Here is a 26,910-nt window from a genome sequence, read left to right on the forward strand (position 1 = left end):
TCTCATTCATTACCTTGTTTTCGTCTACCGGTGAGACATTTGTCTTCTAGTATAGTGCAGAAAAAGAAGGCCGTCAAGCCTTCTTTTGATTTATTCTTCTGCTTCGTCTTCTGTAAATTGGCTATTGTACAAGTCGGCATAGAAGCCACCTTGCGCCATCAGCTCCTCGTGGTTGCCTTGTTCGATGATATTGCCATCTTTCATGACAAGAATCAAATCTGCATTACGAATAGTTGACAAGCGGTGGGCAATGACAAAGGAAGTTCTGCCTTCCATCAAACGGTCCATGGCTTTCTGAATCAATTCCTCTGTACGTGTGTCGACTGAGGATGTTGCTTCATCCAAAATCAAGAGCGGTGCATCTTTGAGAAGGGCACGAGCAATGGTCAAGAGCTGTTTCTGTCCAACAGACAAGGTCACGGTGTCATCCAAAACAGTGTCGTAACCATCTGGCAATGTCATGATAAAGTGGTGGATTCCCACAGCCTTGCTGGCTTCCATCATCCGCTCATCACTGATGTCTGTCTGATTATAGATCAGGTTCTCTCGAATCGTTCCCTCAAAGAGCCAAGTGTCCTGCAAGACCATTGAAAAGGCATCGTGCACTTCAGAGCGCTTCATGTCCTTGGTATCCACACCATCAATGCGGATACTTCCCTTATCAATCTCATAAAACTTCATCAAAAGATTGACAATGGTTGTCTTACCAGCCCCAGTCGGTCCAACGATAGCGACTTTCTGACCTGCATGAGCCGTCGCAGAAAAGTCATGGATGATGGTGCGCTCTGGTGTATAGCCAAAGGACACGTGATCAAAAACCACTTCCCCTTTCATATGGGCCAATTGTCTGTCCTTATGAGATTCATCCTGCATCTCAGCTTCAGCTAGAAATTCTAATACACGAGTCATGGCTGCACTCGCTTGTTGCAAGCTCGTAATCCCTTGAGCAATCTGTGATAGAGGTTGAGAGAAGGTCCGTACGTAAACCATAAAGGCTACAATAATCCCTATAGTGATATACCCTTCTAACGCCAGCGCGGCACCAACGATAATCACCAAGACGTAGCTAAAGTTTCCAATGAATATCATGATTGGCATCATAATCCCTGAAATAAATTGAGATTTCCAGATACTGTCATATAGACGATGATTTAATTTCGCAAATTCTTCTTTAGTGCTCTCGATAGCATTGTAACTGGTCACCACATTATGGCCAGAGTACATTTCCTCCACATAACCATTTACAGCTGCCAAATCCTGTTGCTGACTCTTAAAAAAGCCCTGTGACTTGCCCATAAAGATAGACACGAAAACGAAACCGATAAGAGTTGAAACAACCGTAACCAAGGCTAAAATCCAGTTCATGCCAAACATGGTAATCAAAACAGCAATTAGCAAGAAGCTAGCTGAGACAACTGTCCCTAGACTTTGGTTGAGAGATTGCGCTGCCGTATCCACATCATTAGTCACGCGCGAAAGGGTGTCTCCTTGTGAATGACGGTCAAAATAGCCAAGAGGCAAACGATTGATCTTTTCAGCGATTGCTGTCCGCAAGCGTTTTGAAAAATGTTGGATACTTGTTGAAAAGATATAGGCCTGTGTATAATTAAGGATAGCTCCAAATACATACAGAACAACCAAAAATCCAGCAATATTTGAAACAGCCTCTAAATCAATTCCTGTCATCAAGCCATCTGAAATCAAGTTTGTAATTTCCTTAATCTTAGTTGGCCCATAAACGGTGATGATGCTTGAAATGACCGCAGCCACAACTGCTATTAGGAGAGGGAGTTGGAGGCCTGCCATATAAGGTTTGCACTGTTTCCAGAACGACACTTTTTTATTTTCCATGTTCCAATTCCTCCTTCGATAGTTGTGAGTAGGCAATTTCTTGGTAGACTTCGTTGGTAGCTAGAAGTTCCTTGTGGGTGCCTTGTCCCACGACTTTTCCTTGATCCAATACTAAGATCAAGTCTGCATCCATAATGGTAGAAATCCGCTGCGCTACGATGAGCTTGGTCATGGATTTTGTTTTTTCAGCTAGCTCTTGGCGTAGAACACGATCTGTCTTGTAGTCCAAGGCTGAGAAAGAGTCATCGAAGATGAGAATCTCTGGTTTACGAGACAAGGCACGCGCAATGGCCAAACGCTGTCTTTGTCCTCCTGAGAAGTTAGTTCCACCTTGGGCTACTTCTGATGCAAGTCCTGCTTCCTTATCCTCTATGAAGCTTTTAGACTGGGCCAATTCAAGGGACTGCCACATAGCAACTTCGCTTAGAGGAGTTTCTTTGCTCTTACCAAAATCTAAGTTCCCCTTGACATTTCCTGAGAAGAGGACTGCTTTTTGCGGAATATAGCCGACCTTATTACGCAAATCTTCCAAGTCGTAATCTTGCACATTGACACCATCTACTAGGATTTGACCAGCTGATACATCGTAAAAACGAGGAATCAGATTGACCAAGGTAGATTTACCAGAACCAGTTGAACCGATAAAGGCAACTGTTTGACCCGCTTCGGCTTTAAAAGTAACATGTTCCACGACTGCTTCAGAGTTGTTAGAGTAGCGGAAAGTCACATCACGGAATTCCACTTGTCCCTGAACTGCAGGATCCGCTGTCTGTGCATGACTAGGATTTTCAATAGAAGAATGCAGATCCAATACTTGGTTGATACGTCCTGCCGAAACCAAGGTACGAGGAAGAACGATAAAGAGTGCTCCCATGAGAAGGAAGCCCATCACGACCTGCATGGCATAAGACATGAAGACCACCATATCACTAAAGAGCGGCAGACGATTTGTTAAACTAGCATCGTTGATAAGATAGGCACCAATCCAATAAATAGCCAAGGTCAAACCGCTGGAAATCGCCATCATAATCGGGTTCATAATAGCCATCAATCGATTGACAAAGAGATTGAGACGCGTCACTTCATCATTGGCTGCTTCAAATTTCTTATCTTGGTAATCCTCAGCATTATAAGCACGAACAACCCGAATCCCTGTCAAGCTTTCACGAGTGATGCTATTGAGTTTATCTGTCAATTTTTGAATGACAGATTGTTTTGGAAAGGCCAGAGTCATGAGAACAGTGGTCATCAAGACATTGACAACGACTGCCACCACTACTGCCCAGAGCCAGTATTCCGACTTCCCAAGGATTTTTCCAATGGCCCAGATGGCCATGATAGGCCCACGAGTGACTACCTGGAGTCCCATGGTAAAGAGCATCTGAATCTGAGTGATATCATTGGTCGTCCGAGTCAAGAGACTGGGGATTGAAAAACGTTTGATTTCCGTTTGCGAAAAATCCAAAACACGATTAAAAATATCACTACGTAGATGAGCCGTATAGGACGCCGCAACACGAGAAGCAAAAAATCCAACTGTTACAGATGACATAAAAGCTAGAAGAGATAAGCCCATCATCTTCGCAGCAGGAGACCATAGTTGTCCTAACTCCGTACCCGGTGTTCCAATCAATTCTGTTATTTCTGAAATATAGGTCGGCACTTCTAACTCGAGATAGACCGAGAAACAAGTGAAAAGCACGGTGAGTAGGATCATCCCCCACTCTTTTCCTGTAATACGTTTAGCGAGTTTCTTCATTCTCTCCTCCTATTTTTTCTACATTAGCCTGTAGTTGTCCTAGGACTTCTTCAAAAATGGCTAGCTTTTCCTTTGAAATTCCTTCTAGTAGACTCCTGTCAATCCGATCAAAGAAAGACTTGACTTGCTTCATCTGAGATCGTGATTTGTCGGTCAAACGAACAAATTTTGCTCGTTTATCCGTCGGACTAACTTCCAAGTCTACTAGCCCATTTTGCACCATACGCTTGACTAAATTACTAGCAACGGACTTGGTGACATTGAGTTCTTGTTCAATATCCTTAATCAAAACCAGATCCTGGTCTTGCTCACGACGATCTAAAAATCTCAGAACCTGCCCTTGCGGTCCACCCATAAATTCAATGCCGCAACGCTTGGCTTCTTTCTGTACCATCAGGTGAACCTGGTGCCCAAAGCGTTTAAAAATCAACATCGGCTTGTCCATGATTGCTCCTTTCTCACGATTGAATATAGTTCCCAGGAGAACTAATTAAGTTTCTATGAGAACTATTTTATCACTTTTAGAAGAGACGTCAAGAAAAAAGTTTCCTAGAGAACTATTTTAGTCTGAATTGACATTGGAGAATATTTTCTCTATAATAAGCACTAGCTACCGTGGATAGGAATCCATTCACTTGATGAAGGGAGAAAACGTTCAAATGAAACCAGAAGAACAAAAAGTTTTAGGGATTTTAGCAACCATTTTTGGAGCCATCGCACTTTTAGGGTCCTGGATCCCGTTTATTAACTATCTATCGTTTTTCATCGCTATTGTCGCGTTGATCTTAGGTATTATCGGACTTATTGCCAATCTCAAAAAACGGAAAACAATGGCCATTATCGGAACATCTCTCGCAGTTGCTTCTGTTGTACTTTTCTTTACGACCCAGATACTGTACGCTAATGTCTACAAAGATTTTATCAAAGAGTTTAACCGTTCCTATAGAGAAGCTAGCTCCTCAATAGAACGCGACTTGACAGATGATACCATTGATTCACTCCCCGAAGATGAGGAAGAAGACGATACCTTCACTTGGACACAAGAACAGTTCGACGCTTTAATCGAAGGCGACCTTGACAACAAAGGAAAAGGTGGTACCAACTACAAGGATATTATCAACAAACACGGACTGCCAGATTCCGAGTTTGACTTCACTCTTGGGGGTTACAATACGAAAAAAATCACCTATATCTCTATTGGAGACAAGACCAAGACTATTACCTTAACTTTTGCAAAATATGACAATGGAGAGCTCTTGCTCGTCCAAAAACATGCAGTCGGTCTAGGTCTAGAAAAAAGCAAGCAACAAAACGATTCTGAAACCAGAGTCTAAGTTCAAATATCAAAAAAACGAACAGCTAGTAAAACTGTTCGTTTTTCTATTAGAATCCATCTACGTTGGTATAGATTTTTTGTACGTCTTCGTCGTCTTCAAGGACGCCGTAAAGTTTTTCAAAGGTTTCAAGGTCATCACCTGACAACTCAACCTCTGATTGAGGAATCATTTCCAATTCAGTCACTTGGAATTCTTCGATGCCAGACTCACGAAGGGCAACGATAGCCTTATGAAGGTCAGTTGGAGCTGTGTAAACCGTGATTGTTCCATCTTCTGCTTCTACATCATCCACATCAACATCTGCTTCTAGCAATTGTTCAAAGACCGCATCAGCATCTTCTCCCGCAAATACGATAACACCCTTGTTGTCAAAGAGGTATGAAACCGAACCTGAAGCACCCATGTTTCCGCCGTTTTTACCAAAAGCAGCACGGACATTGGCTGCAGTACGGTTAACGTTAGAAGTCAAGGTATCAACAATCAACATAGAACCGTTTGGTCCAAAACCTTCGTAACGTCCTTCTGTAAAGGTTTCGTCTGTATTTCCTTTTGCTTTATCAATCGCTTTATCGATAACGTGTTTTGGCACTTGGGCTTGTTTGGCACGGTCGATAACGAATTTCAAGGCAGTGTTTGATTCTGGGTCTGGATCACCTTTTTTAGCTGCTACATAGATTTCTACACCAAATTTTGCATATACTTTAGAGTTAGCTCCATCTTTAGCCGTTTTCTTGGCTACGATATTGGCCCATTTACGTCCCATTAGGAATCTCCTTTTTTCACATTTTAATCTTTCTTATTATAACACAAGTTTTTTCGATTTTCACTAGAGGAAATGGATTTTATTTAGCAAATCGAGCTAGGATGATACTTTAGTTGCCAAGATGGCCTTGCCTTCTTTTATCAAAGGATGACGGAACAGTGAGAAGTACAGTTGGATGGTCATGGCAACCCAGATTAGAGGTTCGCAAAGGATAACACCCTTATAGCCCGCCCAAGGAATAATCAAGACCACAAAAGCGATTTTTCCGATTAGTTCAATAAAGCTAGAAACTAAGGGAAGGATCTTTTGCCCCAAGCCCTGCAAGCAATTGCGATAAATCAACAAGAGGCTCAAAATGGGATAAAAGGCTGAGCTGATTTGCAGGTAGAGGCTACCATTTTCTACTAAGTATCCATCCGTCGAAGTCGCCAAGAAGGAAACTAAGGTAGGACTGGCAAAAAAGAGGAAGACACAAACAAAGACTGCCCAGGACATACTTAAACGACTGCCGATTCGAAGTCCTTGAACAATGCGGTCTGGTCGCTTGGCACCCAAATTCTGAGAAGCAAAGGTCGTCATCGAGGCAGAAATAGCCGTCATCGGAAGCAGAGCAAAGGCCATAATGCGTCTAGCCGCTGTCTGGGCGCTAATAATCACAGCACCAAAGGTATTAACAGAGGATTGTAAAATCACACTACCGATAGACACAATCGAACTCATCAACCCCATAGCCAAACCTTGCTCCAAAAGATCCACGTACAAGGCCTTGTCCCATTTAAAATGCTTGAGTTGAGGAAGCAGTTCTGGAACACTCTTGCGGATATAATAAAAGCAGAGAATCGCTGATAAGCCTTGCGAAATAATGGTAGCAAGGCCCGCAGATTGAACTCCCAGATGCAGTTGCGTAATGAAATACAAATCCAGCACCACATTGACCAAGGCAGAAAAAATCAGAAATCCAAGAGCCGCTAGACTATCACCAATGGACCGCAGCAAGCCTGCAAAGAGATTATAAGCGAAGCTGACGCCTACACAGGTCACAATCATAGAAATATATTGATAGGACTGGGGAAGGATTTCTGCAGGAGTATCTAGGTATTGCAAGAGTGGGTACAGGCCAACAAAGCCCATCAGCATGACCAAAATACTGAGAAGCCCTCCTAAAATCCAGGTTGCTGCTACTGCTTCTTTAATTTTAGTGAAATTACAAGCCCCATAATAGCGGGCAATGACGATCCCCATCCCATTGCCAACACCAAGCGTAAAACCTATAATCAAGTCAAAAATGGCAGTTGTCGCCCCTACTGCAGCCAAGGAATCTTGACCAAGAAAACGCCCAACAATCAAGACATCAGCTGTATTATAAAGCTGTTGGAAAATATTAGACAGCAAGATTGGAAAGGCAAAGCTTAAAAGCGAGGGAAGAATAGGACCATGTATTAGGTCCACTGATCGTTTCTTATTCATAAAGCTATTATATCAGCTTTCTGGAAGAGCGACAAGGATTGCTTGGCTTTCTTAAAATCAATTGCTTACAGAGAGACAATTTGCTATAATCAAGAAAAGGAGGTCACTTATGAGTTTGACCAGTCAATTAATAACCGATGCATTTCCAGATCTTGATAAGGTTGAAAAGCTAAACAAGGAAGCTTTCCCCGAGGAAGAACGAGTCCCTCTGTCTGAGTTCTTGCGCTATCAGGACCGAGATGACGCCCACTTTTTTGCCTTTTATAATGAAGAAGAATTTGTCGGCTTTGCCTTCTCCATCTCCAATCAAAAAGCCTTCTATATAAGCTTTTTTGCCATCATGCCCCACCTAAGGAGCCACGGGTACGGAAAGGAAATCATCGAAAAGCTGACAGATTTTTACCAGCGAACCATGTTGCTGGAAGTCGAGCGCTTGGATGAAGAATGCGATAACTTGGAGCAGAGAAAGGCCCGCATGAACTTCTATCGACAAAATGGCTTTAAAACAGCCAATGCTTTCCTAGAGTACGATGATCTGAGTTTTGAAATCCTCTACCGTGGCGACCATTTTGACGAAGAAGCCTATCGCGACATCTTCCAAAAGTTACAGGATGAACATTATTTTGACTTTCACATCGAATATCGTCGTTTTAGTGATCATTAGTTCTTTCATCTGAAATAAACATAAAAAGTAGCAGTTCCTATCTGCTACTTTTTATGTTATTCTTCAATTTCGATTTCAAGTCCATCGCCTAGGTCAAGTGTTACTTCTTGGTTAGGTGCTAGATCCTCAACGCCAGAAGTAGGAGTTGCCCCTTCTTCATCTTCAATCAAGCCATATTGAACACGAACTTGATGGTCGATGGCATCAAAGATCTCTGGGTGATCTGCCAAGTATTTCTTAGCATTTTCAGTTCCTTGTCCGATTTTTTCACCCTTGTAAGAGTACCATGCTCCTGCTTTTTGGATGATATCGAGATCACTTGCAATCTTCAAGAGCTCACCAGTCTTAGAAATCCCTTCTCCATACATGATTTCAACAAAGGCTTCCTTAAACGGTGGAGCCACCTTATTTTTAACAACCTTAATCTTGGTTTCCTTACCGACATTGGTATCTTTTTGGTCACCAGTTCCTTTGATTTGTGTGCTTCCACGAACATCCAAACGGACTGAAGCATAGAATTTCAGAGCACGTCCACCGGGAGTTGTTTCTGGGTTTCCAAACATGACCCCAACTTTTTCACGCAATTGGTTGATAAAGATGGCAATTGTTTTAGTCTTATTGATAGAAGCTCCAAGTTTACGCATGGCCTGACTCATCATACGAGCCTGCAAACCAACGTGGCTGTCTCCAATGTCCCCATCAATTTCCGCACGAGGTACAAGAGCCGCAACCGAGTCGATAACGACAAGGTCAACTGCACCTGAGTCAATCAATTTTCCTGCAATTTCAAGACCTTGCTCCCCTGAGTCTGGTTGTGACAAGAGCAATTCGTCAATGTTCACACCAAGGGCCGCAGCATAGGCTGGGTCAAGCGCATGCTCGGCATCGATAAAGGCCGCAATGCCACCTTCTTTCTGTGCTTGCGCTACTGCGTGAAGGGCAACTGTTGTTTTACCAGATGATTCTGGTCCATAGATTTCGACGATACGTCCCTTAGGATAACCACCTGATCCAAGTGCAATATCAAGCGCCAATGAGCCTGAGCTCATCACTTGCACTTTTTGCTCCGCACGCTCACCCAAGCGCATGATTGAACCCTTACCAAAGTCTTTCTCAATCAATTTAAGGGCATCGTTCAAAGCCTTTTCACGATCTGCTCCAAATTTTTTTGAAATTTCATCTAATTTTTTTGGTTTTTTCGCCATTCTATTCTCCTGTATTCTAATAGTCCTAAGACCTATCTACTATTATATCAAAAGTTAGTCACTTAATAAAGCCTTGCGAACTAGGTTAAAGGCATGCATAACCGCAATCTGACGAACATCTGCTCGGCTCCGCCCTGCGATATTGACTTTGATAACCTCTGTCCCTTTTGCATGTGCCAAGCCGATAAAGACCGTCCCAGCTGGATGCCCCTCTAGGCTATCTGGCCCAGCCACACCCGTCAAACTGACTCCATAATCAGACTGAGTCTTGAGCCGTGCCTGTTCTGCCATCTTTTGAGCCGTAAACTCTGAGACGACCCCATGTTTTTTCAGCTCTTGCTCGGAAATATCCAGCATCTTAGACTTTTCTTCTAAACTGTAGGTGACAAAACCGCCATTAAAGATGGCAGAAACGCCCGAAAAGTCTGCTAAAGTAGCCTGAAAGAGGCCTGCCGTCAAACTCTCTGCTGCAGTAATACTTTTCTTTCTCTTCTTAAGCTCTTCTACAACGACACTTGCTAGGCTGGTCTCCTCCCCATATCCATAACAGATGTCTCGCAAAGAAAGTCCCTCGAAAGTCTGGCGATCTAAGATTTGATTTTCCAAGATGTCCAATGCTTGATCAGCCTTTTCTTGACTGACTGCTTTTGTGGACAAGCGCAAGGTCACTTCTCCCGTTTTGGCATAAGGAGCCAAGGTTGGATCAGTTTGTTGGTCAATCAAATCCGCCAAAATGGTCACCAACTGACTTTCACCAATCCCAAAGAAACGGAGTACTCGTGAGTACAACTTGGCACCAGTCATTAACTTAGGTAAGAGCTGATTTAAGACCATAGGTTTCAACTCACTAGGAGGTCCTGGAAGGACTACGTAAGTCACGCCATCCACTTCCGACATCCCTCCTACTGCTAAACCTGTCTCATTTGGCAGTGGAGTTGCCCCTTCTACAATTTGAGCTTGCCTCTCGTTATTGGGTGTCCGAGCATAGTCTGGCCTTTGAGCAAAAAAGACATCCAGTTTCTCTTGCGCTTGAGGGTCAAACACTAAGTTTTTTCCCAAAAATTTTGCCAGAGTTTGTTTGGTTAAATCATCCTCAGTTGGCCCTAAGCCCCCTGTCAAAATGACTAGACTACTACGCGAACTCGCAATCTCTAGCAAGGACATGAGACGCGCTTCATTATCTCCCACAGCTGTTTGGAAGTAGACATCTACTCCAATTTCTGCTAGCTTTTCTGATAAAAACTGGGCGTTGGTATTGACGATCTGCCCTGTCAAAATTTCCGTTCCTACAGCAATAATTTCTGCTTTCATCTTTCCTCCTACCTATCTATTCGGATTCTTTTTGAAAAAATCGCAGGAAAGTCCCACGATTTGATTCTTTGTTTTATTCTATCTCTTCGTTTGAAGCATTTGTGGAAGGTGCTGTTCGACCATAAAGATTTTCATACAGAACAGCGTTGGTCTCCAACTCTGCTACGTCCTCTCTCCCTAGGGAACGACGCAAGAGATTTTGCATTTCTAGCATATGCTCCATCGTTACGATTTGGTAAGAGATTCCTTGCAACTCAGCATCTTCACCACGAAGTTGATGTGTTTCGATGTTTTTAAAGGAATCTTGGTAACCAAGTAGTTGTGGGATACTGGAGGCAGACAAATCAACATTTGTCTGCATATTATCACTAAGCGCTTTTAAGATAGCTTGATAATGACTGATACTATTGAGGCTCAAGACCTTTTCCATAATCTTTTGAATGACTTCACGTTGACGTTTTTGACGACCATAGTCTCCCTCAGGATCCTGATAACGCATCCGTGAATAGACCAGGGCTTCCTCACCATTCAAAGTTTGCTCACCGACTCCAATCGAGATTTTATTAAATTCTTCCTGATCAGCAATCGAAATTGGAAAACCGAGTGTGTTGTTGACTGTGATGCCCCCAACTGCATCAACTAGCTGTTGGAGTCCTTGCATGTTGACCATCACATAACGATCGATATGAATGTTCATCATTTTTTGAATGGTTGAAATAGCCAACTCTGCACCGCCATTGGCATAGGCAGCATTGAGTTTTGCTTCCTGAACTTGGCCATTTCCAGTCTCAATCTTGGTCAAAATATCCCGTTCCAAACTCATCATAGTGGTTTTCTTGGTTTTCGGATTGACTGTCAAAAGAATCATGGAATCACTATTCCCCGCCCAAGGATCTGTACGTTCTACATTTCCCGTATCCACCCCCATCAAGAGAATGGTTAAAGGCTCAGTCGCCTCGATAACGTTGGTTTCTTCACCAATTTTCTTATAAGTTTTTTTACTTAAGGTTTCAGTTCCTTGATAATAAATAGTATAGGCATACGCACCTACACCTAAAGCCGTTACTGTTAGAAAAGCTAGTAGCATTCCGATTATTTTTTTTACCATCTTATCATTTATCTATCAGTCTACCCATCAGGTAAACGTCTAAAAATATCCCTTCTTTTAAATAGGCTCCTCTTTCTTGTAAGCCTTCTGTAACAAATCCAAATTTTGAATAGAGGTGGATAGCTGCCTCGTTGCGCTTTTGTACGCTGAGCTGCAAACGACGCAGAACTCCACTGGTTTTAGCCCACTCAATTCCTTCTTCAAGGAGTATGCTTCCTAAGCCATGATTCCAAAACTTCCTTTGGATGACCAAAAAGATATCCCCGATGTGACGAATCCGTATACGTTGCTCTGCCGTGATGTTCAAAACACCTGCAATTTCATCATTCAGGAGGGCTAGGAGAGTGATTTGGTTATCTGAAGTCGCTTGCTTTTCAATGAAAAGCGCCATTTCAGATTCTGTCATCAGGATACCATTTTCATCCAAACTGGTGAAATCTGTCTCCTGACCAACTAAATCCAAGAATGCAACCAAAGCAGCAGCATCCTGAGCTTCAGCCTCACGAATACAAAGTTCATACTCCATCTTGAAGCTCCTTGATCAATTCCTCAGCACGAGAACCCTGAGCGGTAAAATAGAGGCGACGACCCTCAGCCTCTTTCAAGAGTTCCAACTCCAAGTAGGAATCTGGCAAATCCTCACCCAAAAGATGTCCCCACTCGATAACGGTCACACCACCACCAAAGAGAAACTCATCCAAGTCAATCGAATCAGCATCCCCCTCAATCCGATAGACATCCAAGTGGTAGAGCGGAAGGCGACCCTCATACTCTCTCACGATGGTGTAAGTTGGACTTTTGATCATCTGACGAATACCTAAGCCCTTGGCAAGACCCTTTGTAAAGGTTGTTTTACCAGCACCCAATTCCCCAGACAAGATCAAAACATCATTTTTTTGGAGTAAGGTTCCTAGGCGTTCTCCCAGATTAATCAGCTCTTCTTCATTTTTTGTGTACATGCTACTATTATACCAAAAAGTTTTCTTTTGTGTGAATTTTCTTTACAAACTTACTATAACAACTTTGGTAAAATAAGGGATTTTTATTGATAGAAAAGTGTTTTTAAAAAAATATACACATAGCACTGACAAGTAAAATATCTCGGATCACGTGACCGTAAAAGGAAAATTCTCTTCTCATGGATTTCGGAAATAAAAACCGAGCAAAAATGAAGCCTAAACCAACATAAAAAACAATGGATAAAACTGTCATTGGATTTCTCAAGAACAGCAAGGTTGCGATAACTGTCAGGATAACTGTTTTTTTCTTATTGAGAGTTGCTCCCAAATCTCGGCTGTATTTTTCAAACGGCAAAAAGACAAGTAAATCAATGCCAAACAAGAAAAAGAAGGAGGGCAAGAAAAGGTCTACCAACTCTTGCTGAAAAGCTGTCTGTGTTAAGATAGTCTCCGACAACACAAGACAGACACCTACTAGGTTTAAGACCAACAAGGTACTATAAAATAGTTTCACTTTTTTCTGACTGTTTATAATGCTATGAACATCCTGATTTTGGGTATAAAAGAAATTCATTCCCGCGCACAGACCTGATGCCAATACGATAAACACTAGAAAATAAGCGCTTGACTGCTTTAAGGTTAAGATGGCTCCCTTCCACAGCAAGCAACTACTCAGACTAATCTGGATCAAAGCCAGTAACAATAAAATGCGAATTGATTTTATCATTTTTAGTTCCCCCTTCGTATACATGATTATACTCTGCGAGAAAGATAAAATCCCTCTCTTCTTCTCAAGTGTCCTGTTTTAACGCTCAACTGACAAAATGGAAAATTATTTTTGAGGATTATTTTTAAGTTCTAACAGACCCCTATTCGATATTTTTTGCTTTTTTGAGAATGAACTATAAAAATTGTTGAAGCGATTTGAGAGATATTGCACCGTGCTCACCTAACCCCAATAGGTAGAAGAGTAAAACAAAGAGAACCCAAAGGTTCTCTTGTTTGCTTTTATTCTACTGTTTCTTCAACTTGGATTTCCACAGTTTCGTCTACTGGAGCATTTTCTGTCTCTTCTTGTTCTGGAGCCAGATATTCTGCTTCATTGATAGCCTGTGGTTCAAGGTTACGGTAGCGAGCCATACCAGTACCTGCTGGGATGATCTTACCGATAATAACATTTTCCTTGAGTCCAAGGAGATGGTCTTTCTTACCACGGATAGCCGCATCTGTAAGGACACGAGTTGTTTCCTGGAAGGAAGCCGCTGACAAGAAACTGTTTGTTTCAAGTGAGGCTTTAGTGATCCCCATAAGGACTGGGCGACCTGTCGCTGGAACTCCACCTGCGATAAGGACATCTTTGTTGGCATCTGTAAAGTCATTTATATCCATGAGGGTACCCATGAGAAGATCTGTGTCACCTGGATCCATGACACGAACTTTACGGATCATTTGACGAACCATTACCTCGATGTGTTTGTCACCGATTTCTACCCCTTGGCTACGGTAAACTTTTTGTACTTCACCGAGAAGGTAGGTTTCAACTGACAAGACATCACGAACAGCAAGGAGACGTTTTGGTTGGATAGAACCTTCTGTAAGAGCTGCACCGCGAGAAACTTGGTCTCCAACTTCGACACGCATACGTGCTGTAAATGGCACCACGTATTCACCTTCGCCAGTTTCACCCTTAACAAAGACTTTCTTGGTACGAGTTGATGCGTCTTCTTCGATGGCTGTAACCTCACCCTTGACCTCAGTGATAACCGCTTCCCCTTTCGGATTGCGGGCTTCAAAGATTTCTTGGACACGAGGAAGACCCTGAGTGATATCGGTATTTGAGGCAACCCCACCCGTGTGGAAGGTACGCATGGTAAGCTGTGTACCAGGTTCCCCGATAGATTGGGCAGCAATTGTACCAACTGCTTCACCAACTTCAACCGCATCACCAGTCGCCAAGTTGATACCGTAACAGTGACGGCAGACACCATGACGAGTGTTACATGTAAATACAGAACGGATAGTGACTTCTTCGACACCGGCATTAACAATTTCACGAGCCTTGTCTTCTGTGATCAATTCATTTGGACCAATGATAACTGCACCAGTTTCTGGATGTTTAACAGTTTTCTTAGTGTAACGACCATTGAGACGTTCTTCGAGAGACTCGATCATCTCTTTTCCTTCTGCGATAGAGCGGATCAAGAGACCACGGTCTGTTCCACAGTCGTCCTCACGGATGATAACGTCTTGGGCAACGTCAACCAAACGACGAGTAAGATAACCTGAGTCGGCTGTCTTAAGGGCCGTATCGGTCATACCTTTACGCGCACCGTGAGTTGAGAAGAACATTTCGAGTACTGACAAACCTTCGCGGAAGTTTGAAAGGATTGGTAATTCCATGATACGTCCGTTTGGCGCTGCCATCAGACCACGCATACCGGCAAGCTGTGAGAAGTTAGAGATATTACCACGAGCCCCAGAGTCCATCATCATAACGATTGGGTTCTTCGGATCTTGGTTGGCAACCAAGCGTTTCTCCAATTTTTCACGAGCTGCACGCCATTCAGCGGTAACTGCATTGTAGCGCTCGTCGTCCGTAATCATACCACGACGGAATTGTTTGGTGATTTGTTCTACACGTTTGTGTGATTCTTCGATGATTTCAGCCTTATCTTCAACAACTGGGATATCGGCAATACCCACTGTCAAACCTGCAAGAGTTGAGTGGTGGTAACCGAGGTTCTTCATGCGGTCAAGTAGGGCAGAAGTTTCTGTCGTACGGAAACGTTTGAAGATTTCAGCGATGATATTCCCAAGGTTTTTCTTCTTGAATGGAGGGTTGAGTTCAAGGTTGCAAATAGCTTCCTTGATATCTCCACCTAGTGGCAAGAAGTATTTAGCTGGAACACCTTCTGTTAAGTTAGCATTTGTAGGTTCTTGCAAGTAAGGTAGACCCTCTGGCATGATGTCGTTGAAGAGGATTTTACCAACCGTTGTCAGCAAGACCTTGTGTTTTTGCTCTTCTGTCCATGGTTTGTTGAGGCTATCTGTCGCGATACCTACACGTGAGTGGAGGTGAACATAACCATTACGGTAAGCCATAACAGCTTCGTCACGGTCTTTGAAGACCATTCCTTCACCTTCACGACCAGCTTCTTCCATGGTCAAGTAGTAGTTACCCAAAACCATGTCCTGAGACGGAGTAACAACTGGTTTACCATCTTTCGGGTTCAAGATGTGTTCAGCAGCTAGCATGAGAATACGAGCTTCCGCTTGGGCTTCTTCTGAAAGCGGTACGTGGATGGCCATTTGATCCCCGTCAAAGTCGGCATTATAGGCTTCACAGACAAGCGGGTGCAAGCGAAGTGCCTTACCGTCAATCAAGACCGGCTCGAAGGCTTGGATACCCAAACGGTGAAGGGTAGGTGCGCGGTTCAAAAGTACTGGGTGTTCTTTAATCACTTCTTCGAGGATATCCCAGATGCGTTCATCTCCACGTTCCACCAAGCGTTTAGCTGCTTTCACGTTTTGCACGATGTCGCGGGCAACGATTTCACGCATAACGAATGGTTTAAAGAGTTCGATCGCCATTTCACGTGGCACACCACATTGGTACATCTTAAGAGTTGGACCAACGGCGATAACGGAACGTCCTGAGAAGTCAACACGTTTACCGAGCAAGTTTTGACGGAAGCGTCCTTGTTTTCCTTTAAGCATGTGGCTCAATGATTTAAGCGGACGGCTACCTGGTCCTGTAATCGGACGACCACGACGACCGTTGTCAATCAAAGCGTCAACCGCTTCTTGAAGCATACGCTTCTCATTTTGAACGATGATACCTGGTGCATTCAACTCAAGCAAACGAGCCAAACGGTTGTTACGGTTGATAACACGGCGGTAAAGGTCATTCAAGTCAGATGAGGCAAAACGCCCACCATCCAACTGCAACATTGGACGAAGATCTGGTGGAATAACCGGAAGGATGTTGAGAATCATCCATTCAGGTTTGTTTCCAGACTTGTAAAAGGCATCCAAAACATCCAAACGACGGATGGCTTTGACACGTTTTTGTCCAGTAGCTGTTTTCAACTCTTCTTTGAGTTCAGTAATTTCTTTTTCAAGATCTACTTGTTTCAAGAGGTCTTGGATGGCTTCGGCACCCATTTTGGCAACGAATGAACCATAACCATACTCACGCAAGCGCTCACGGTATTCGCGCTCTGTCATGATAGACTTGTGCTCAAGTGGTGTATCCTTCGGATCAATCACCACATAAGCCGCAAAGTAGATAACTTCCTCGAGGGCACGAGGGCTCATATCAAGGGTCAAGCCCATACGACTTGGAATCCCCTTGAAATACCAGATGTGAGATACAGGAGCTTTCAACTCGATGTGCCCCATACGCTCACGACGAACTTTCGTACGCGTTACTTCAACCCCACAGCGGTCACAAACAATCCCTCTGTAACGAATGCGTTTGTACTTACCACAAGCACATTCCCAGTCTTTCGTAGGACCAAAAATGACTTCATCAAAGAGTCCTTCACGTTCTGGTTTCAACGTACGGTAATTGATTGTTTCAGGTTTTTTGACTTCTCCATAAGACCATGAACGGACTTTGCTTGGAGAAGCTAGGGTGATTTGCATACTTTTAAAACGATTTACATCAACCACTATTTCTTCCCTTTCTATTCTAAGTGAACTGCTTATTCTTGGTCAGCAGCTTCTTCTGTTGCTTCCGCTTTTGCAGTTTCTTCAGCTTCAAATGCTGCTTTTGCATCTTGGGCTGCTTTTTCGCGGGCTTTTTCAAGGTCATCTACGTGGATGACATCTTCGTCCATTCCTTCATCCAAGTCACGAAGTTCCACTTCTTGATCATCTTCGTCAAGGACACGCATGTCAAGACCAAGAGATTGCAATTCTTTCACAAGAACTCGGAAGGATTCTGGGACACCTGGTTTTGGAATTGGTTTTCCTTTTGTAATAGCTTCATAAGCTTTCAAACGTCCGTTGATATCGTCAGACTTGTAGGTCAAGATTTCTTGAAGGACATTTGACGCACCGTAGGCTTCAAGAGCCCAAACCTCCATCTCACCGAAACGTTGTCCACCAAACTGAGCTTTACCTCCGAGTGGTTGTTGGGTAACGGTTGAGTATGGTCCGACTGAACGCGCGTGCAATTTATCATCAACCATGTGGTGGAGTTTGATCATGTACATGACACCAACTGATACGCGGTTGTCAAACGGCTCACCTGTACGTCCATCGTAAAGGATCGTCTTAGCATCGCTATCCATACCTGCTTCTTTAACGGTTGACCAAAGGTCTTCAGAACTTGCTCCGTCAAAGACTGGTGTTGCGATGTGGATACCAAGAGTACGAGCTGCCATACCAAGGTGGAGTTCCATAACCTGACCGATATTCATACGTGATGGCACCCCAAGTGGGTTCAACATGATATCGACTGGAGTTCCATCTGGAAGGTAAGGCATGTCTTCTACAGGAACGATACGTGAGACAACCCCTTTGTTTCCGTGACGTCCGGCCATCTTATCTCCGACCTTGATCTTACGTTTTTGAGCGATGTAGACGCGAACCAGCATGTTAACGCCAGATTGTAACTCATCTCCATTTGCACGTGTAAAGATCTTAACATCACGAACGACACCATCGGCACCGTGTGGTACACGAAGCGAGGTATCACGTACTTCACGAGACTTGTCTCCGAAAATAGCGTGCAAGAGACGTTCTTCAGCTGAGAGGTCTTTCTCACCCTTAGGTGTTACTTTACCTACAAGGATATCGCCTTCTTTAACCTCAGCACCGATACGGATAATACCCATTTCGTCAAGGTCTTTAAGAGCATCTTCACCAACATTTGGAATTTCACGAGTAATTTCTTCAGGCCCAAGCTTTGTATCGCGCGTTTCTGATTCGTATTCTTCGAGGTGGACAGATGTGTAAACATCATCTTTCACCAAGCGTTCGCTCATGATAACGGCATCCTCGAAGTTGTAACCTTCCCATGTCATGTAGGCAACGATTGGATTTTGTCCAAGCGCCATTTCCCCTTTTTCCATAGAAGGTCCGTCAGCAATAAAGTCACCTTTTTCAACGACATCGCCAACTTTAACGAGAGTGCGTTGGTTGTAGGCAGTACCTGAGTTTGAACGACGGAATTTTTGGATGTGGTAAACATCTAGCGAACCATCTTCACGGCGAACCTCTACCTTGTCAGCATCTGCGTAAGTAACTTTACCATCATACTGAGCAATGACCGCTGCACCAGAGTCATGAGCTGCTTGGTATTCCATACCAGTACCAACGTAAGGTGCTTTTGGATCAATCAATGGCACAGCCTGACGTTGCATGTTGGCACCCATGAGGGCACGGTTGGAGTCATCGTTTTCCAAGAAAGGAATACATGCAGTCGCAACGGCAACTACCTGTTTTGGTGACACGTCCATGTAGTCAACCACTTCTGCTGGATACTCTTGGTTGACCCCTTGGTGACGTCCCATGACAACTTTCTCAGCAAAAGTACCGTCTTCGTTGAGGCGAGAGTTAGCCTGCGCTACAGTAAATTCATCTTCTTCATCGGCTGTCAACCAAACGATTTCGTTTGTGACTACACCAGTTTCACGGTCAACCTTACGGTATGGTGTTTGAACAAATCCATACTTGTTTAAGTGACCGTATGATGACAAGTTATTGATCAAACCGATGTTAGGCCCTTCAGGTGTCTCGATTGGACACATACGACCATAGTGTGTGTAGTGCACGTCACGAACTTCATATCCAGCACGGTCACGTGTCAAACCACCAGGTCCCAAGGCTGACAAACGGCGTTTGTGAGACAACTCAGAAAGTGGGTTGTGTTGGTCCATGAACTGTGACAATTGTGATGAACCAAAGAATTCTTTAACCGCAGCTGTTACAGGACGGATATTGATGATTTGTTGTGGTGTCAAGACTTCATTGTCCTGAACAGACATACGTTCACGGACATTACGTTCCATACGAGAAAGCCCAAGACGTACTTGGTTAGCAAGCAATTCGCCAACTGCACGGATACGACGGTTTCCAAGGTGGTCGATATCATCCACACGCCCGATACCTTCTGCCAAGTTGAGGAAGTAGCTCATCTCTGCAAGGATATCCGCAGGAGTTACAACACGAACCTTGTCGTCTGGATTGGCATTTCCGATGATGGTTACAACACGGTCTGGGTCTGTTGGCGCAACAACTTTGAATTTTTGAAGGACAACTGGTTCTGTTAGAACCGCTGCATCGTTTGGAATATAAACAATTTTGTTCAAGTCGCCATCCAAGTGATGCTCGATACTTTCAATCACGCTACGAGTCAAGACAGTTCCTTTTTCTACCAAGATTTCACCAGTTTCAGGATCTACCAATGGTTCAGCGATGGTTTGGTTGAGCAAGCGTGTCTTGATGTTCAATTTTTTATTGATCTTGTAACGACCAACAGCTGCCAAATCGTAGCGACGTGGGTCGAAGAAACGTGCCACAAGTAAGCTACGTGAGCTTTCAGCAGTCTTAGGCTCACCTGGACGAAGGCGTTCATAAATTTCTTTCAAGGCTTCGTCTGTACGAGAGTCCATTGGATTCTTGTGGATATCTTTTTCAACAGTATTGCGAACCAACTCACTATCACCAAAGATATCAAAGATTTCATCATCACCTGAGAAACCAAGCGCACGAACCAAGGTCGTAAATGGAATCTTACGAGTACGGTCAATACGAGTATAGGCGATGTCTTTTGAATCGCTTTCAAGTTCCAACCAAGCTCCACGGTTAGGGATAACAGTTGAACCGTAACCCACTTTACCGTTTTTATCAACTTTATCGTTAAAGTAAACACCTGGCGAGCGAACCAACTGAGATACGATAATACGTTCACCACCATTGATGATGAAGGTTCCCATTTCTGTCATGATTGGGAAATCACCAAAGAAGACTTCTTGGGTCTTGATTTCGCCAGTTTCCTTGTTGATCAAGCGGAAGGTTACAAAAATTGGTGCTGAGTAGCTAGCATCATGGATACGAGCTTCTTCTAGCGTGTATTTTGGTTCCTTGATTTCATAGCCAACAAATTCCAACTCCATAGTGTCTGTGAAGTTTGAAATTGGCAATACATCTTCAAAAACTTCCTTGAGACCGTGGTCTAGGAAATCCTTGAATGAATCCGTTTGAATTTCAATCAAATTTGGTAAGTCAAGAACTTCTTTGATTCTTGAAAAACTACGACGGGTACGATGTTTCCCGTATTGAACGTCATGTCCTGCCAAGATGATTCTCCTTTGTAAATAAATTCCAAGCCTTGTCAATCAGGCTTTTATATTCGTCATATGGTTGTAAAACCCTATCACCGTGTCCCTTTGATGAATTTTCAGAATCTTTAAATCTTTGTTACAACGACTCAAAAACCTGAAAAAAAGCACAAAAAGAGCAGCTAAATCCGACTTTTTCAGGAGATTTAACTGCTGTGAGTCCTGTCTGGACAATATTTCAGACAAAACCTACGACAAATGATTATTCATATTATACCTTATTTAGCCAGATTTTTCAAGGTTTTTTTACTATTTTTTAAACAATCTTTTCCTATATATTATTTCAAAATTTCAAGAAAATCGGTCTCATATTTTTTCTCAAAAAATAGGAAAACGCTTGCACTAATGTTTACCTCGTGCTATACTGATAGGGAACAACTACACAAGGAGAATTGTGATGAAAAAGATCCCATCTCAAACTGAGAAAAAAATGATTTACGGTATCCGTTCCTTGAAGAACGGAACTGGTTCTGTCCTTATTGGTGCCAGCATTGTCCTACTTTCTGCTGCAATGCCAACCATTTCAGCTAACGAAAATCTTCCTCAAACTCAGGAAAACACTAGCGCTGTGACCAAGGCCCCTACTGAGACTGAAACGAGTCAAACTCAAAAGGAAACGCCTATTTCTGAACAAAATAATGCAAACGCTTCCCTTGATTCTAAAAAAGAAGCTCCAGCTATGGAAACTACTACAGCGCCAGAAACACCCAAAACAGAAGATGCTACTACAAGCCAGGCTAACAGCACTGCAACGCCAACTTCAGAACAAAAACCACAAGCTGACACATCTTCTGAAGAACCCATCGCAGACAACCACTTCCGCATCCATGTAAAAAAACTCCCTGAAGAAAACAAAGATTCTCAAGGTCTTTGGACTTGGGACGATGTTGAGAAGCCGTCTGAAAACTGGCCCAATGGAGCCAAGTCCTTCAAGGATGCCAAGCAAGATGACTACGGCTATTACCTAGATGTCAAACTCAAAAATGAGCAAGCCAAGAAAGTCAGCTTCCTTATCAACAATACCAAGGGGGATAACCTGACAGGGGACCGTTCTGTAGAGCGCCTCTCTCCAAAAATGAATGAGGCTTGGCTAGATGAAAACTACAAGGTACACAACTACCGTCCTCAGCCAGCAGGAACTGTCCGTGTCAACTATTACCGCACAGATGGCAACTATGACAAAAAATCTCTCTGGTATTGGGGCGATGTTAAAAACCCAAGCAGTGGAGAATGGCCTGACGGTACTGACTTTACAGCAACTGGAAAATATGGCCGTTACATTGATATCCCACTCAATGAAGCTGCAAGAGAATTTGGATTTTTATTACTAGACGAAAGCAAGAAAGGCGATGATGTGAAAATCAGAAAAGAAGATTATAAATTCACTGATCTAAAAAATCACAGTCAGATTTTCCTCAAAGATGATGACGAAACCATCTACACCAACCCCTACTACGTTCACGATATCCGTATGACTGGTGCCCAACACGTGGCTAAATCTCGTATCGAAAGCAGTTTTTCTACCCTCGTTGGAGCTAAGAAAGACGATATCCTCAAACACTCCAGCATCACTGATTACCTAGGGAATAAAGTAGCTATCACAGACGTGGAAGTGGATGAGGCAGGTAAAAAAGTGACCTACATCGGCGACTTCTCTGACACTCAACACCCTTACACTGTCAGCTACAATTCAGACCGCTTTACCACACGTTCAAGCTGGCGCCTCAAGGATGAGTCCTACAGTTACGATGGGCCACTCGGCGCAACTCTGAAAGAAGATGGCAAGCGTGTTGACCTCACCCTCTGGTCTCCAAGTGCTGATAAGGTTTCCGTTGTTGTCTATGACAAGAAAGACCCTGAAAAGGTAGTTGGAACTGTCCCCCTTGAAAAAGGAGAAAAAGGAACCTGGAAACAAACTCTGGATGCAAACTCTGGTCTCGGTATCAGCAACTACACTGGCTACTACTACCACTACCAAATCGAGCGCCAAGGTAAAACTGTCCTCGTTCTTGACCCTTATGCTAAGTCACTAGCAACCTGGAACAGCGACCTTGCAAAAACAGATGCTGCCCATAAGGTCGCTAAGGCTGCCTTCGTCGATCCAGCGAAGTTAGGTCCGCAAGATTTGACCTATGGGAAGATTCGCAACTTCAAATCGCGTGAAGATGCCGTTATCTACGAAGCTCATGTGCGTGACTTCACTTCGGATCCTGCCATCGCAAAAGACTTGACCAAACCATTTGGTACCTTTGAAGCCTTTATCGAAAAATTAGACTATCTCAAAGACTTGGGTGTGACCCACATCCAGCTCCTTCCAGTCTTGTCTTACTACTTTGTCAATGAATTGAAAAACCATGAACGTTTGTCTGCCTACGCTTCAAGCAACAGCAACTACAACTGGGGATATGACCCTCAAAACTACTTCTCCTTGACTGGTATGTACTCAAGCGATCCTAAGGATCCAGAAAAACGAATTGCCGAATTCAAAAACCTCATCAACGAAATCCACAAACGTGGCATGGGGGCTATCTTGGACGTGGTCTACAACCATACTGCCAATGTTGACATTTTTGAAGATATTGAGCCAAACTACTATCACTTTATGGACGCAGACGGAACTCCACGTACTAGCTTTGGAGGCGGCCGTTTGGGAACTACCCACTACATGTCTAAACGTGTCTTGGTAGACTCTATCAAGTATCTGGTTGAAACCTACAAAGTGGATGGTTTCCGCTTCGATATGATGGGTGATCACGATGCGGCTTCAATCGAAGAAGCATATAAGGCTGCACGCGCCCTCAATCCAAATCTTATCATGCTAGGTGAAGGCTGGAGAACCTATACTGGTGATGAAAATACGCCTGTACAACCTGCTGACCAAGACTGGATGAAACATACCGATACTGTCGCTGTCTTTTCAGACGACATCCGCAACAACCTCAAGTCTGGTTATCCAAACGAAGGCCAACCTGCCTTTATCACAGGTGGCAAGCGAGATATCAATACCATCTTTAAAAATCTGATTGCTCAACCAACTAACTTTGAAGCAGACAGTCCTGGAGATGTGATCCAGTATATTGCAGCCCATGATAACTTGACCCTCTTTGACATCATAGCTCAGTCTATCAAAAAAGACCCAAGCAAGGCTGAAAACTACGCTGAGATCCATCGTCGTTTGCGACTTGGAAACCTCATGGTCTTGACTGCTCAAGGAACTCCGTTTATCCACTCTGGACAGGAATATGGACGTACCAAACAATTCCTTGATCCAGCCTATAAGACTCCTGTTCCAGAGGATAAGGTTCCAAACAAGTCTCACTTGTTGCGCGACAAGGACGGCAAGCCATTTGTCTATCCTTACTTTATCCATGACTCTTACGACTCTAGTGATGCTGTCAACAAGTTTGATTGGACCAAAGCAACAGATGGCAAAGCATATCCTGAAAATGTCAAGAGTCGTGACTACATGAAAGGTCTGATTGCTCTTCGTCAATCTACAGATGCCTTCCGACTCAAGAGTCTGCAAGATATTAAGGAGCGCGTCCACCTCATTACTGTCCCAGGACAAAACGGCGTTGAAAAAGAAGATGTGATCATCGGCTACCAAATTACTGCTCCAAACGGTGATGTCTACGCTGTCTTTGTCAATGCAGATGATAAGGCCCGCGAATTTACTCTAGGGACTGCATTTGCTCACTTGAGAAAGGCTGAAGTTCTCGCAGATGAAAACCAAGCAGGACCAGTAGGAATCGCTAACCCTCAAGGTCTCGAATGGACTGAAAAAGGATTGAAATTAAACGCCCTCACTGCTGTCGTTCTCCGCCTGTCTCAAGGTGGTGCCATCGTTGCTCCAGCTGTGGAAGAAAAACCAGAATTTAATCTTTCTAGCTTGGAAACCCAACAAGACCAAGCTCAAAACCTAGTAGCAAATCCTGACTCTCAAGAAACTGCTACAGAGGCTCTTGCTCAGAAAGTCCTTCCAAACACAGGTACTGAGAACAAATCACTTCTTGCTCTTGCTGGATTCAGTATCCTTGCCCTTCTCGGACTTGGATGGTTGATGAAAAATAAGAAAAAGAACTAATACTCAATGAAAATCAAAGAGTAAACTAGGAAGCTAGCCGTAGGCTGCTCAAAGCACAGCTTTAAGGTTGTAGATAAGGCGAAGCTGACCTGGTTTAAAGAGATTTTCGAAAAGTATAACCTAGCCCTCCTATAGAGAAAACACCCCATAATTAGAAGAATCTTCTAGTCATGGGGTGTTGTTTGCAGACTCTATAATATTTGTAGTGGGTAAATCCCCTATAGATATTATGGAGCCTATTTTGTTGTAGAAAAAAAGTCCCATAAGATCTATAATGAAAAGCGACCAAACCATCATTAGAAAGAATCATATGGAACAATTACATTTTATCACAAAACTACTTGATATCAAAGACCCTAATATCAAGAGTGTAGATATTATCAATATGGATCCCCCACAAGGAAATCACTGAAGAAATATGATTTTCAAAAACTGTCTAAGATTCCTTCCCCTGAAACGACTGGCATGCCTACTAGAATTCTCCTAAAAACGCCGTTTAAAGTGCTATCATTGCTCAAAAACTAGTTGAAAAAACTTCTATGACCGATAGCTTTCCATTTCAACTTCAACCGTCATTCGGAAGCTCAATGACTTTAGTCGACTTCATAAGACTATGTCCTGAGACGAGTACGCCTTTAAAATGAGTTTTATCCGTACAAGGCTTTAAGAATCTCAATATTATCACTGTCCTTGAATGCAGAACACAAGCGATTATTCGAAATCACTTTCAGGCTGTCTTTCAAACCTTTCTCAAGGACAAAGAAAAAATCATTACTGCCCTTGAATCACTCTATTCCAAAGCCAAACTAGAAGCAACTAATCATCTCATAAAACTCATCAAACGCAATATCTTTGGCTTTCGGAACTTTGACAATTTTAAAACTAGAATTCTCGTCGCTTTGAATATCAAAAAGGAGAGGACTGATTTAGTTCTCTCCAGCGTATGACTTTTTGGTAATCCACTACAGTTGACAAAGAACCAAAAAAAGATACTCACTTAAGTATCTTAGTCAATAAATCAATCGGGAAGACAGGATTCGAACCTGCGACACCTTGGTCCCAAACCAAGTACTCTACCAAGCTGAGCTACTTCCCGAGTTAAATAGAAAAAATGCACCCTAGAGGATTCGAACCTCTAACCGCCTGATTCGTAGTCAGGTACTCTATCCAGTTGAGCTAAGGGTGCTCATTATTATATGCCGAGGACCGGGATCGAACCGGTACGATCGTTTCCAATCGCAGGATTTTAAGTCCTGTGCGTCTGCCAGTTCCGCCACCCCGGCCTCTCTAAGCGAACGACGGGATTCGAACCCGCGACCCCCACCTTGGCAAGGTGGTGTTCTACCACTGAACTACGTTCGCATCGACCTCTTCTAGCTTTAATGCCGGCTACATGACTTGAACACGCGACCCTCTGATTACAAATCAGATGCTCTACCAACTGAGCTAAGCCGGCTAATTCCTACTATGCGGGTTAAGGGACTTGAACCCCCACGCCGTTAAGCGCCAGATCCTAAATCTGGTGCGTCTGCCAATTCCGCCAAACCCGCAAATATGACCCGTACTGGGCTCGAACCAGTGACCCATTGATTAAAAGTCAATTGCTCTACCAACTGAGCTAACGAGTCTAAAATAACTTCCGTTATCTTACGGTCCCGACGGGAATCGAACCCGCGATCTTCGCCGTGACAGGGCGACGTGATAACCGCTACACTACGGGACCTATGGGAGTTAACGGGATCGAACCGCTGACCCTCTGCTTGTAAGGCAGATGCTCTCCCAGCTGAGCTAAACTCCCAAAAAGGAAGCCTCTAAACTTCCTATTCTGCTAAGCGACTTCCATATCTCACAGGGGGCAACCCCCAACTACTTCCGGCGTTCTAGGGCTTAACTGCTGTGTTCGGCATGGGTACAGGTGTATCTCCTAGGCTATCGTCACTTAACTCTGAGTAATACCTACTCAAAATTGAATATCTATCAAATACCAAGAAAACCTTACACTTCGTATTCTCAGTTACTTTGGATAAGTCCTCGAGCTATTAGTATTAGTC

General features: G+C 43.5%; 16 protein-coding genes, 9 tRNA genes, 1 rRNA gene and 1 pseudogene. 4 read left to right on the forward strand and 23 right to left on the reverse strand.

Features of this window, described 5'->3' with window-relative positions:
• Nucleotides 1–90: 90 nt before the first annotated feature.
• From BLS46_RS07975 to BLS46_RS07985, 3 genes are read right to left on the reverse strand one after another with little or no spacing between them, the layout of a single operon-like run.
• Nucleotides 91–1,851, reverse strand: a complete 1,761-nt coding sequence (locus tag BLS46_RS07975; protein WP_093586814.1) for an ABC transporter ATP-binding protein — start codon at nt 1,849–1,851, stop codon at nt 91–93.
• Nucleotides 1,841–3,610 carry an ABC transporter ATP-binding protein gene (locus BLS46_RS07980; protein WP_093586816.1) on the reverse strand — a complete coding sequence of 590 codons (1,770 nt, stop codon included), beginning with the start codon at nt 3,608–3,610 and terminating at the stop codon, nt 1,841–1,843. Before BLS46_RS07980 ends, BLS46_RS07975 begins: the two co-directional genes overlap by 11 nt.
• Nucleotides 3,594–4,055, reverse strand: coding sequence for a MarR family winged helix-turn-helix transcriptional regulator (locus tag BLS46_RS07985; RefSeq protein WP_093586818.1), 462 nt, complete (start codon nt 4,053–4,055; stop codon nt 3,594–3,596). The genes BLS46_RS07980 and BLS46_RS07985 overlap by 17 nt, the downstream gene beginning before the upstream one ends.
• A gap of 193 nt (nt 4,056–4,248) precedes the next feature.
• On the opposite strand from BLS46_RS07985, the gene BLS46_RS07990 reads away from it, so the two are divergent.
• Nucleotides 4,249–4,944 carry a DUF308 domain-containing protein gene (locus BLS46_RS07990; protein WP_093586820.1) on the forward strand — a complete coding sequence of 232 codons (696 nt, stop codon included), beginning with the start codon at nt 4,249–4,251 and terminating at the stop codon, nt 4,942–4,944.
• A gap of 49 nt (nt 4,945–4,993) precedes the next feature.
• Here the strand turns inward: BLS46_RS07990 and BLS46_RS07995 are convergent, their stop codons facing one another.
• Nucleotides 4,994–5,710, reverse strand: coding sequence for a YebC/PmpR family DNA-binding transcriptional regulator (locus BLS46_RS07995; protein ID WP_093586822.1), 717 nt, complete (start codon nt 5,708–5,710; stop codon nt 4,994–4,996).
• A gap of 96 nt (nt 5,711–5,806) precedes the next feature.
• Nucleotides 5,807–7,177: an MATE family efflux transporter gene (locus BLS46_RS08000; RefSeq protein WP_093586824.1), complete on the reverse strand. Its 1,371-nt coding sequence runs from the start codon at nt 7,175–7,177 to the stop codon at nt 5,807–5,809.
• A gap of 109 nt (nt 7,178–7,286) precedes the next feature.
• On the opposite strand from BLS46_RS08000, the gene BLS46_RS08005 reads away from it, so the two are divergent.
• Nucleotides 7,287–7,841, forward strand: coding sequence for a GNAT family N-acetyltransferase (locus BLS46_RS08005; RefSeq protein WP_084947323.1), 555 nt, complete (start codon nt 7,287–7,289; stop codon nt 7,839–7,841).
• Nucleotides 7,842–7,897: 56 nt separating this feature from the next.
• Here BLS46_RS08005 and recA read toward each other — a convergent pair whose 3' ends face one another.
• The 8 genes from recA to rpoB form a co-directional block, all read right to left on the reverse strand.
• On the reverse strand, nt 7,898–9,046 hold the full coding sequence (gene recA / locus BLS46_RS08010; protein ID WP_093586826.1) for a recombinase RecA: 1,149 nt from the start codon (nt 9,044–9,046) through the stop codon (nt 7,898–7,900).
• A 54-nt stretch (nt 9,047–9,100) separates the two neighbouring features.
• The gene (locus BLS46_RS08015) at nt 9,101–10,357 is read right to left on the reverse strand and encodes a competence/damage-inducible protein A (RefSeq protein WP_093586828.1); all 1,257 of its coding nucleotides are present in this window, start codon (nt 10,355–10,357) and stop codon (nt 9,101–9,103) included.
• A gap of 73 nt (nt 10,358–10,430) precedes the next feature.
• Nucleotides 10,431–11,465 carry a glycopolymer--peptidoglycan transferase LytR gene (locus tag BLS46_RS08020; RefSeq protein WP_093586830.1) on the reverse strand — a complete coding sequence of 345 codons (1,035 nt, stop codon included), beginning with the start codon at nt 11,463–11,465 and terminating at the stop codon, nt 10,431–10,433.
• A gap of 4 nt (nt 11,466–11,469) precedes the next feature.
• On the reverse strand, nt 11,470–11,991 hold the full coding sequence (locus BLS46_RS08025; protein ID WP_061417730.1) for a GNAT family N-acetyltransferase: 522 nt from the start codon (nt 11,989–11,991) through the stop codon (nt 11,470–11,472).
• Entirely contained in the window at nt 11,981–12,424 is a 444-nt protein-coding gene (gene tsaE / locus BLS46_RS08030; protein ID WP_061417733.1) for a tRNA (adenosine(37)-N6)-threonylcarbamoyltransferase complex ATPase subunit type 1 TsaE, read from the reverse strand. Before tsaE ends, BLS46_RS08025 begins: the two co-directional genes overlap by 11 nt.
• 103 nt (nt 12,425–12,527) lie before the next feature.
• Nucleotides 12,528–13,151: a hypothetical protein gene (locus BLS46_RS08035; protein ID WP_093586832.1), complete on the reverse strand. Its 624-nt coding sequence runs from the start codon at nt 13,149–13,151 to the stop codon at nt 12,528–12,530.
• Nucleotides 13,152–13,432: 281 nt separating this feature from the next.
• A complete protein-coding gene (gene rpoC / locus BLS46_RS08040; RefSeq protein WP_180364073.1) occupies nt 13,433–17,098 on the reverse strand; it encodes a DNA-directed RNA polymerase subunit beta' in 3,666 nt (1,221 codons plus the stop codon).
• Between the two features lie 32 nt (nt 17,099–17,130).
• A complete protein-coding gene (gene rpoB / locus BLS46_RS08045) occupies nt 17,131–20,733 on the reverse strand; it encodes a DNA-directed RNA polymerase subunit beta (protein WP_093586834.1) in 3,603 nt (1,200 codons plus the stop codon).
• A 439-nt stretch (nt 20,734–21,172) separates the two neighbouring features.
• On the opposite strand from rpoB, the gene BLS46_RS08050 reads away from it, so the two are divergent.
• Together BLS46_RS08050 and BLS46_RS08060 are read left to right on the forward strand one after the other, a co-directional pair.
• Nucleotides 21,173–24,859: a pullulanase gene (locus tag BLS46_RS08050; RefSeq protein ID WP_093586836.1), complete on the forward strand. Its 3,687-nt coding sequence runs from the start codon at nt 21,173–21,175 to the stop codon at nt 24,857–24,859.
• A gap of 310 nt (nt 24,860–25,169) precedes the next feature.
• Nucleotides 25,170–25,806 (forward strand): annotated as a pseudogene (locus BLS46_RS08060) (transposase).
• A gap of 75 nt (nt 25,807–25,881) precedes the next feature.
• On the opposite strand, the gene BLS46_RS08065 reads toward BLS46_RS08060, so the two are convergent.
• From BLS46_RS08065 to rrf, 10 genes are all read right to left on the reverse strand, one after another.
• Nucleotides 25,882–25,955 (reverse strand) — tRNA-Pro (locus BLS46_RS08065).
• 16 nt (nt 25,956–25,971) lie between these two features.
• A tRNA-Arg gene (locus tag BLS46_RS08070) sits at nt 25,972–26,045 on the reverse strand.
• Nucleotides 26,046–26,056: 11 nt separating this feature from the next.
• Nucleotides 26,057–26,142: transfer RNA gene (locus BLS46_RS08075), tRNA-Leu, on the reverse strand.
• A gap of 7 nt (nt 26,143–26,149) precedes the next feature.
• Nucleotides 26,150–26,221 (reverse strand) — tRNA-Gly (locus BLS46_RS08080).
• Nucleotides 26,222–26,242: 21 nt separating this feature from the next.
• Nucleotides 26,243–26,315, reverse strand: a tRNA-Thr gene (locus tag BLS46_RS08085).
• A 12-nt stretch (nt 26,316–26,327) separates the two neighbouring features.
• A tRNA-Leu gene (locus BLS46_RS08090) sits at nt 26,328–26,409 on the reverse strand.
• 5 nt (nt 26,410–26,414) lie between these two features.
• Nucleotides 26,415–26,487, reverse strand: a tRNA-Lys gene (locus BLS46_RS08095).
• Nucleotides 26,488–26,509: 22 nt separating this feature from the next.
• Nucleotides 26,510–26,582 (reverse strand) — tRNA-Asp (locus BLS46_RS08100).
• Between the two features lie 2 nt (nt 26,583–26,584).
• Nucleotides 26,585–26,657: transfer RNA gene (locus tag BLS46_RS08105), tRNA-Val, on the reverse strand.
• A gap of 29 nt (nt 26,658–26,686) precedes the next feature.
• Nucleotides 26,687–26,802, reverse strand: a 5S ribosomal RNA gene (rrf, locus tag BLS46_RS08110).
• Nucleotides 26,803–26,910 lie beyond the last annotated feature (108 nt).

It is taken from the genome of Streptococcus sp. NLAE-zl-C503, from assembly GCF_900104285.1.
GTDB lineage: Bacteria > Bacillota > Bacilli > Lactobacillales > Streptococcaceae > Streptococcus.

Excerpts from the sequence above, each read along its gene's own strand:
- BLS46_RS07985 (WP_093586818.1), bottom strand. The coding sequence starts at position 4,055 with ATGGACAAGCCGATGTTGATTTTTAAACGCTTTGGGCACCAGGTTCAC.
- BLS46_RS08000 (WP_093586824.1), bottom strand. The coding sequence starts at position 7,177 with ATGAATAAGAAACGATCAGTGGACCTAATACATGGTCCTATTCTTCCC.
- BLS46_RS07995 (WP_093586822.1), bottom strand. The coding sequence starts at position 5,710 with ATGGGACGTAAATGGGCCAATATCGTAGCCAAGAAAACGGCTAAAGAT.
- BLS46_RS07975 (WP_093586814.1), bottom strand. The coding sequence starts at position 1,851 with ATGGAAAATAAAAAAGTGTCGTTCTGGAAACAGTGCAAACCTTATATG.
- recA (WP_093586826.1), bottom strand. The coding sequence starts at position 9,046 with ATGGCGAAAAAACCAAAAAAATTAGATGAAATTTCAAAAAAATTTGGA.
- BLS46_RS08005 (WP_084947323.1), top strand. The coding sequence starts at position 7,287 with ATGAGTTTGACCAGTCAATTAATAACCGATGCATTTCCAGATCTTGAT.
- BLS46_RS07980 (WP_093586816.1), bottom strand. The coding sequence starts at position 3,610 with ATGAAGAAACTCGCTAAACGTATTACAGGAAAAGAGTGGGGGATGATC.
- tsaE (WP_061417733.1), bottom strand. The coding sequence starts at position 12,424 with ATGTACACAAAAAATGAAGAAGAGCTGATTAATCTGGGAGAACGCCTA.
- BLS46_RS08025 (WP_061417730.1), bottom strand. The coding sequence starts at position 11,991 with ATGGAGTATGAACTTTGTATTCGTGAGGCTGAAGCTCAGGATGCTGCT.
- BLS46_RS08035 (WP_093586832.1), bottom strand. The coding sequence starts at position 13,151 with ATGATAAAATCAATTCGCATTTTATTGTTACTGGCTTTGATCCAGATT.
- BLS46_RS08050 (WP_093586836.1), top strand. The coding sequence starts at position 21,173 with ATGAAAAAGATCCCATCTCAAACTGAGAAAAAAATGATTTACGGTATC.
- BLS46_RS07990 (WP_093586820.1), top strand. The coding sequence starts at position 4,249 with ATGAAGGGAGAAAACGTTCAAATGAAACCAGAAGAACAAAAAGTTTTA.
- BLS46_RS08020 (WP_093586830.1), bottom strand. The coding sequence starts at position 11,465 with ATGGTAAAAAAAATAATCGGAATGCTACTAGCTTTTCTAACAGTAACG.
- BLS46_RS08015 (WP_093586828.1), bottom strand. The coding sequence starts at position 10,357 with ATGAAAGCAGAAATTATTGCTGTAGGAACGGAAATTTTGACAGGGCAG.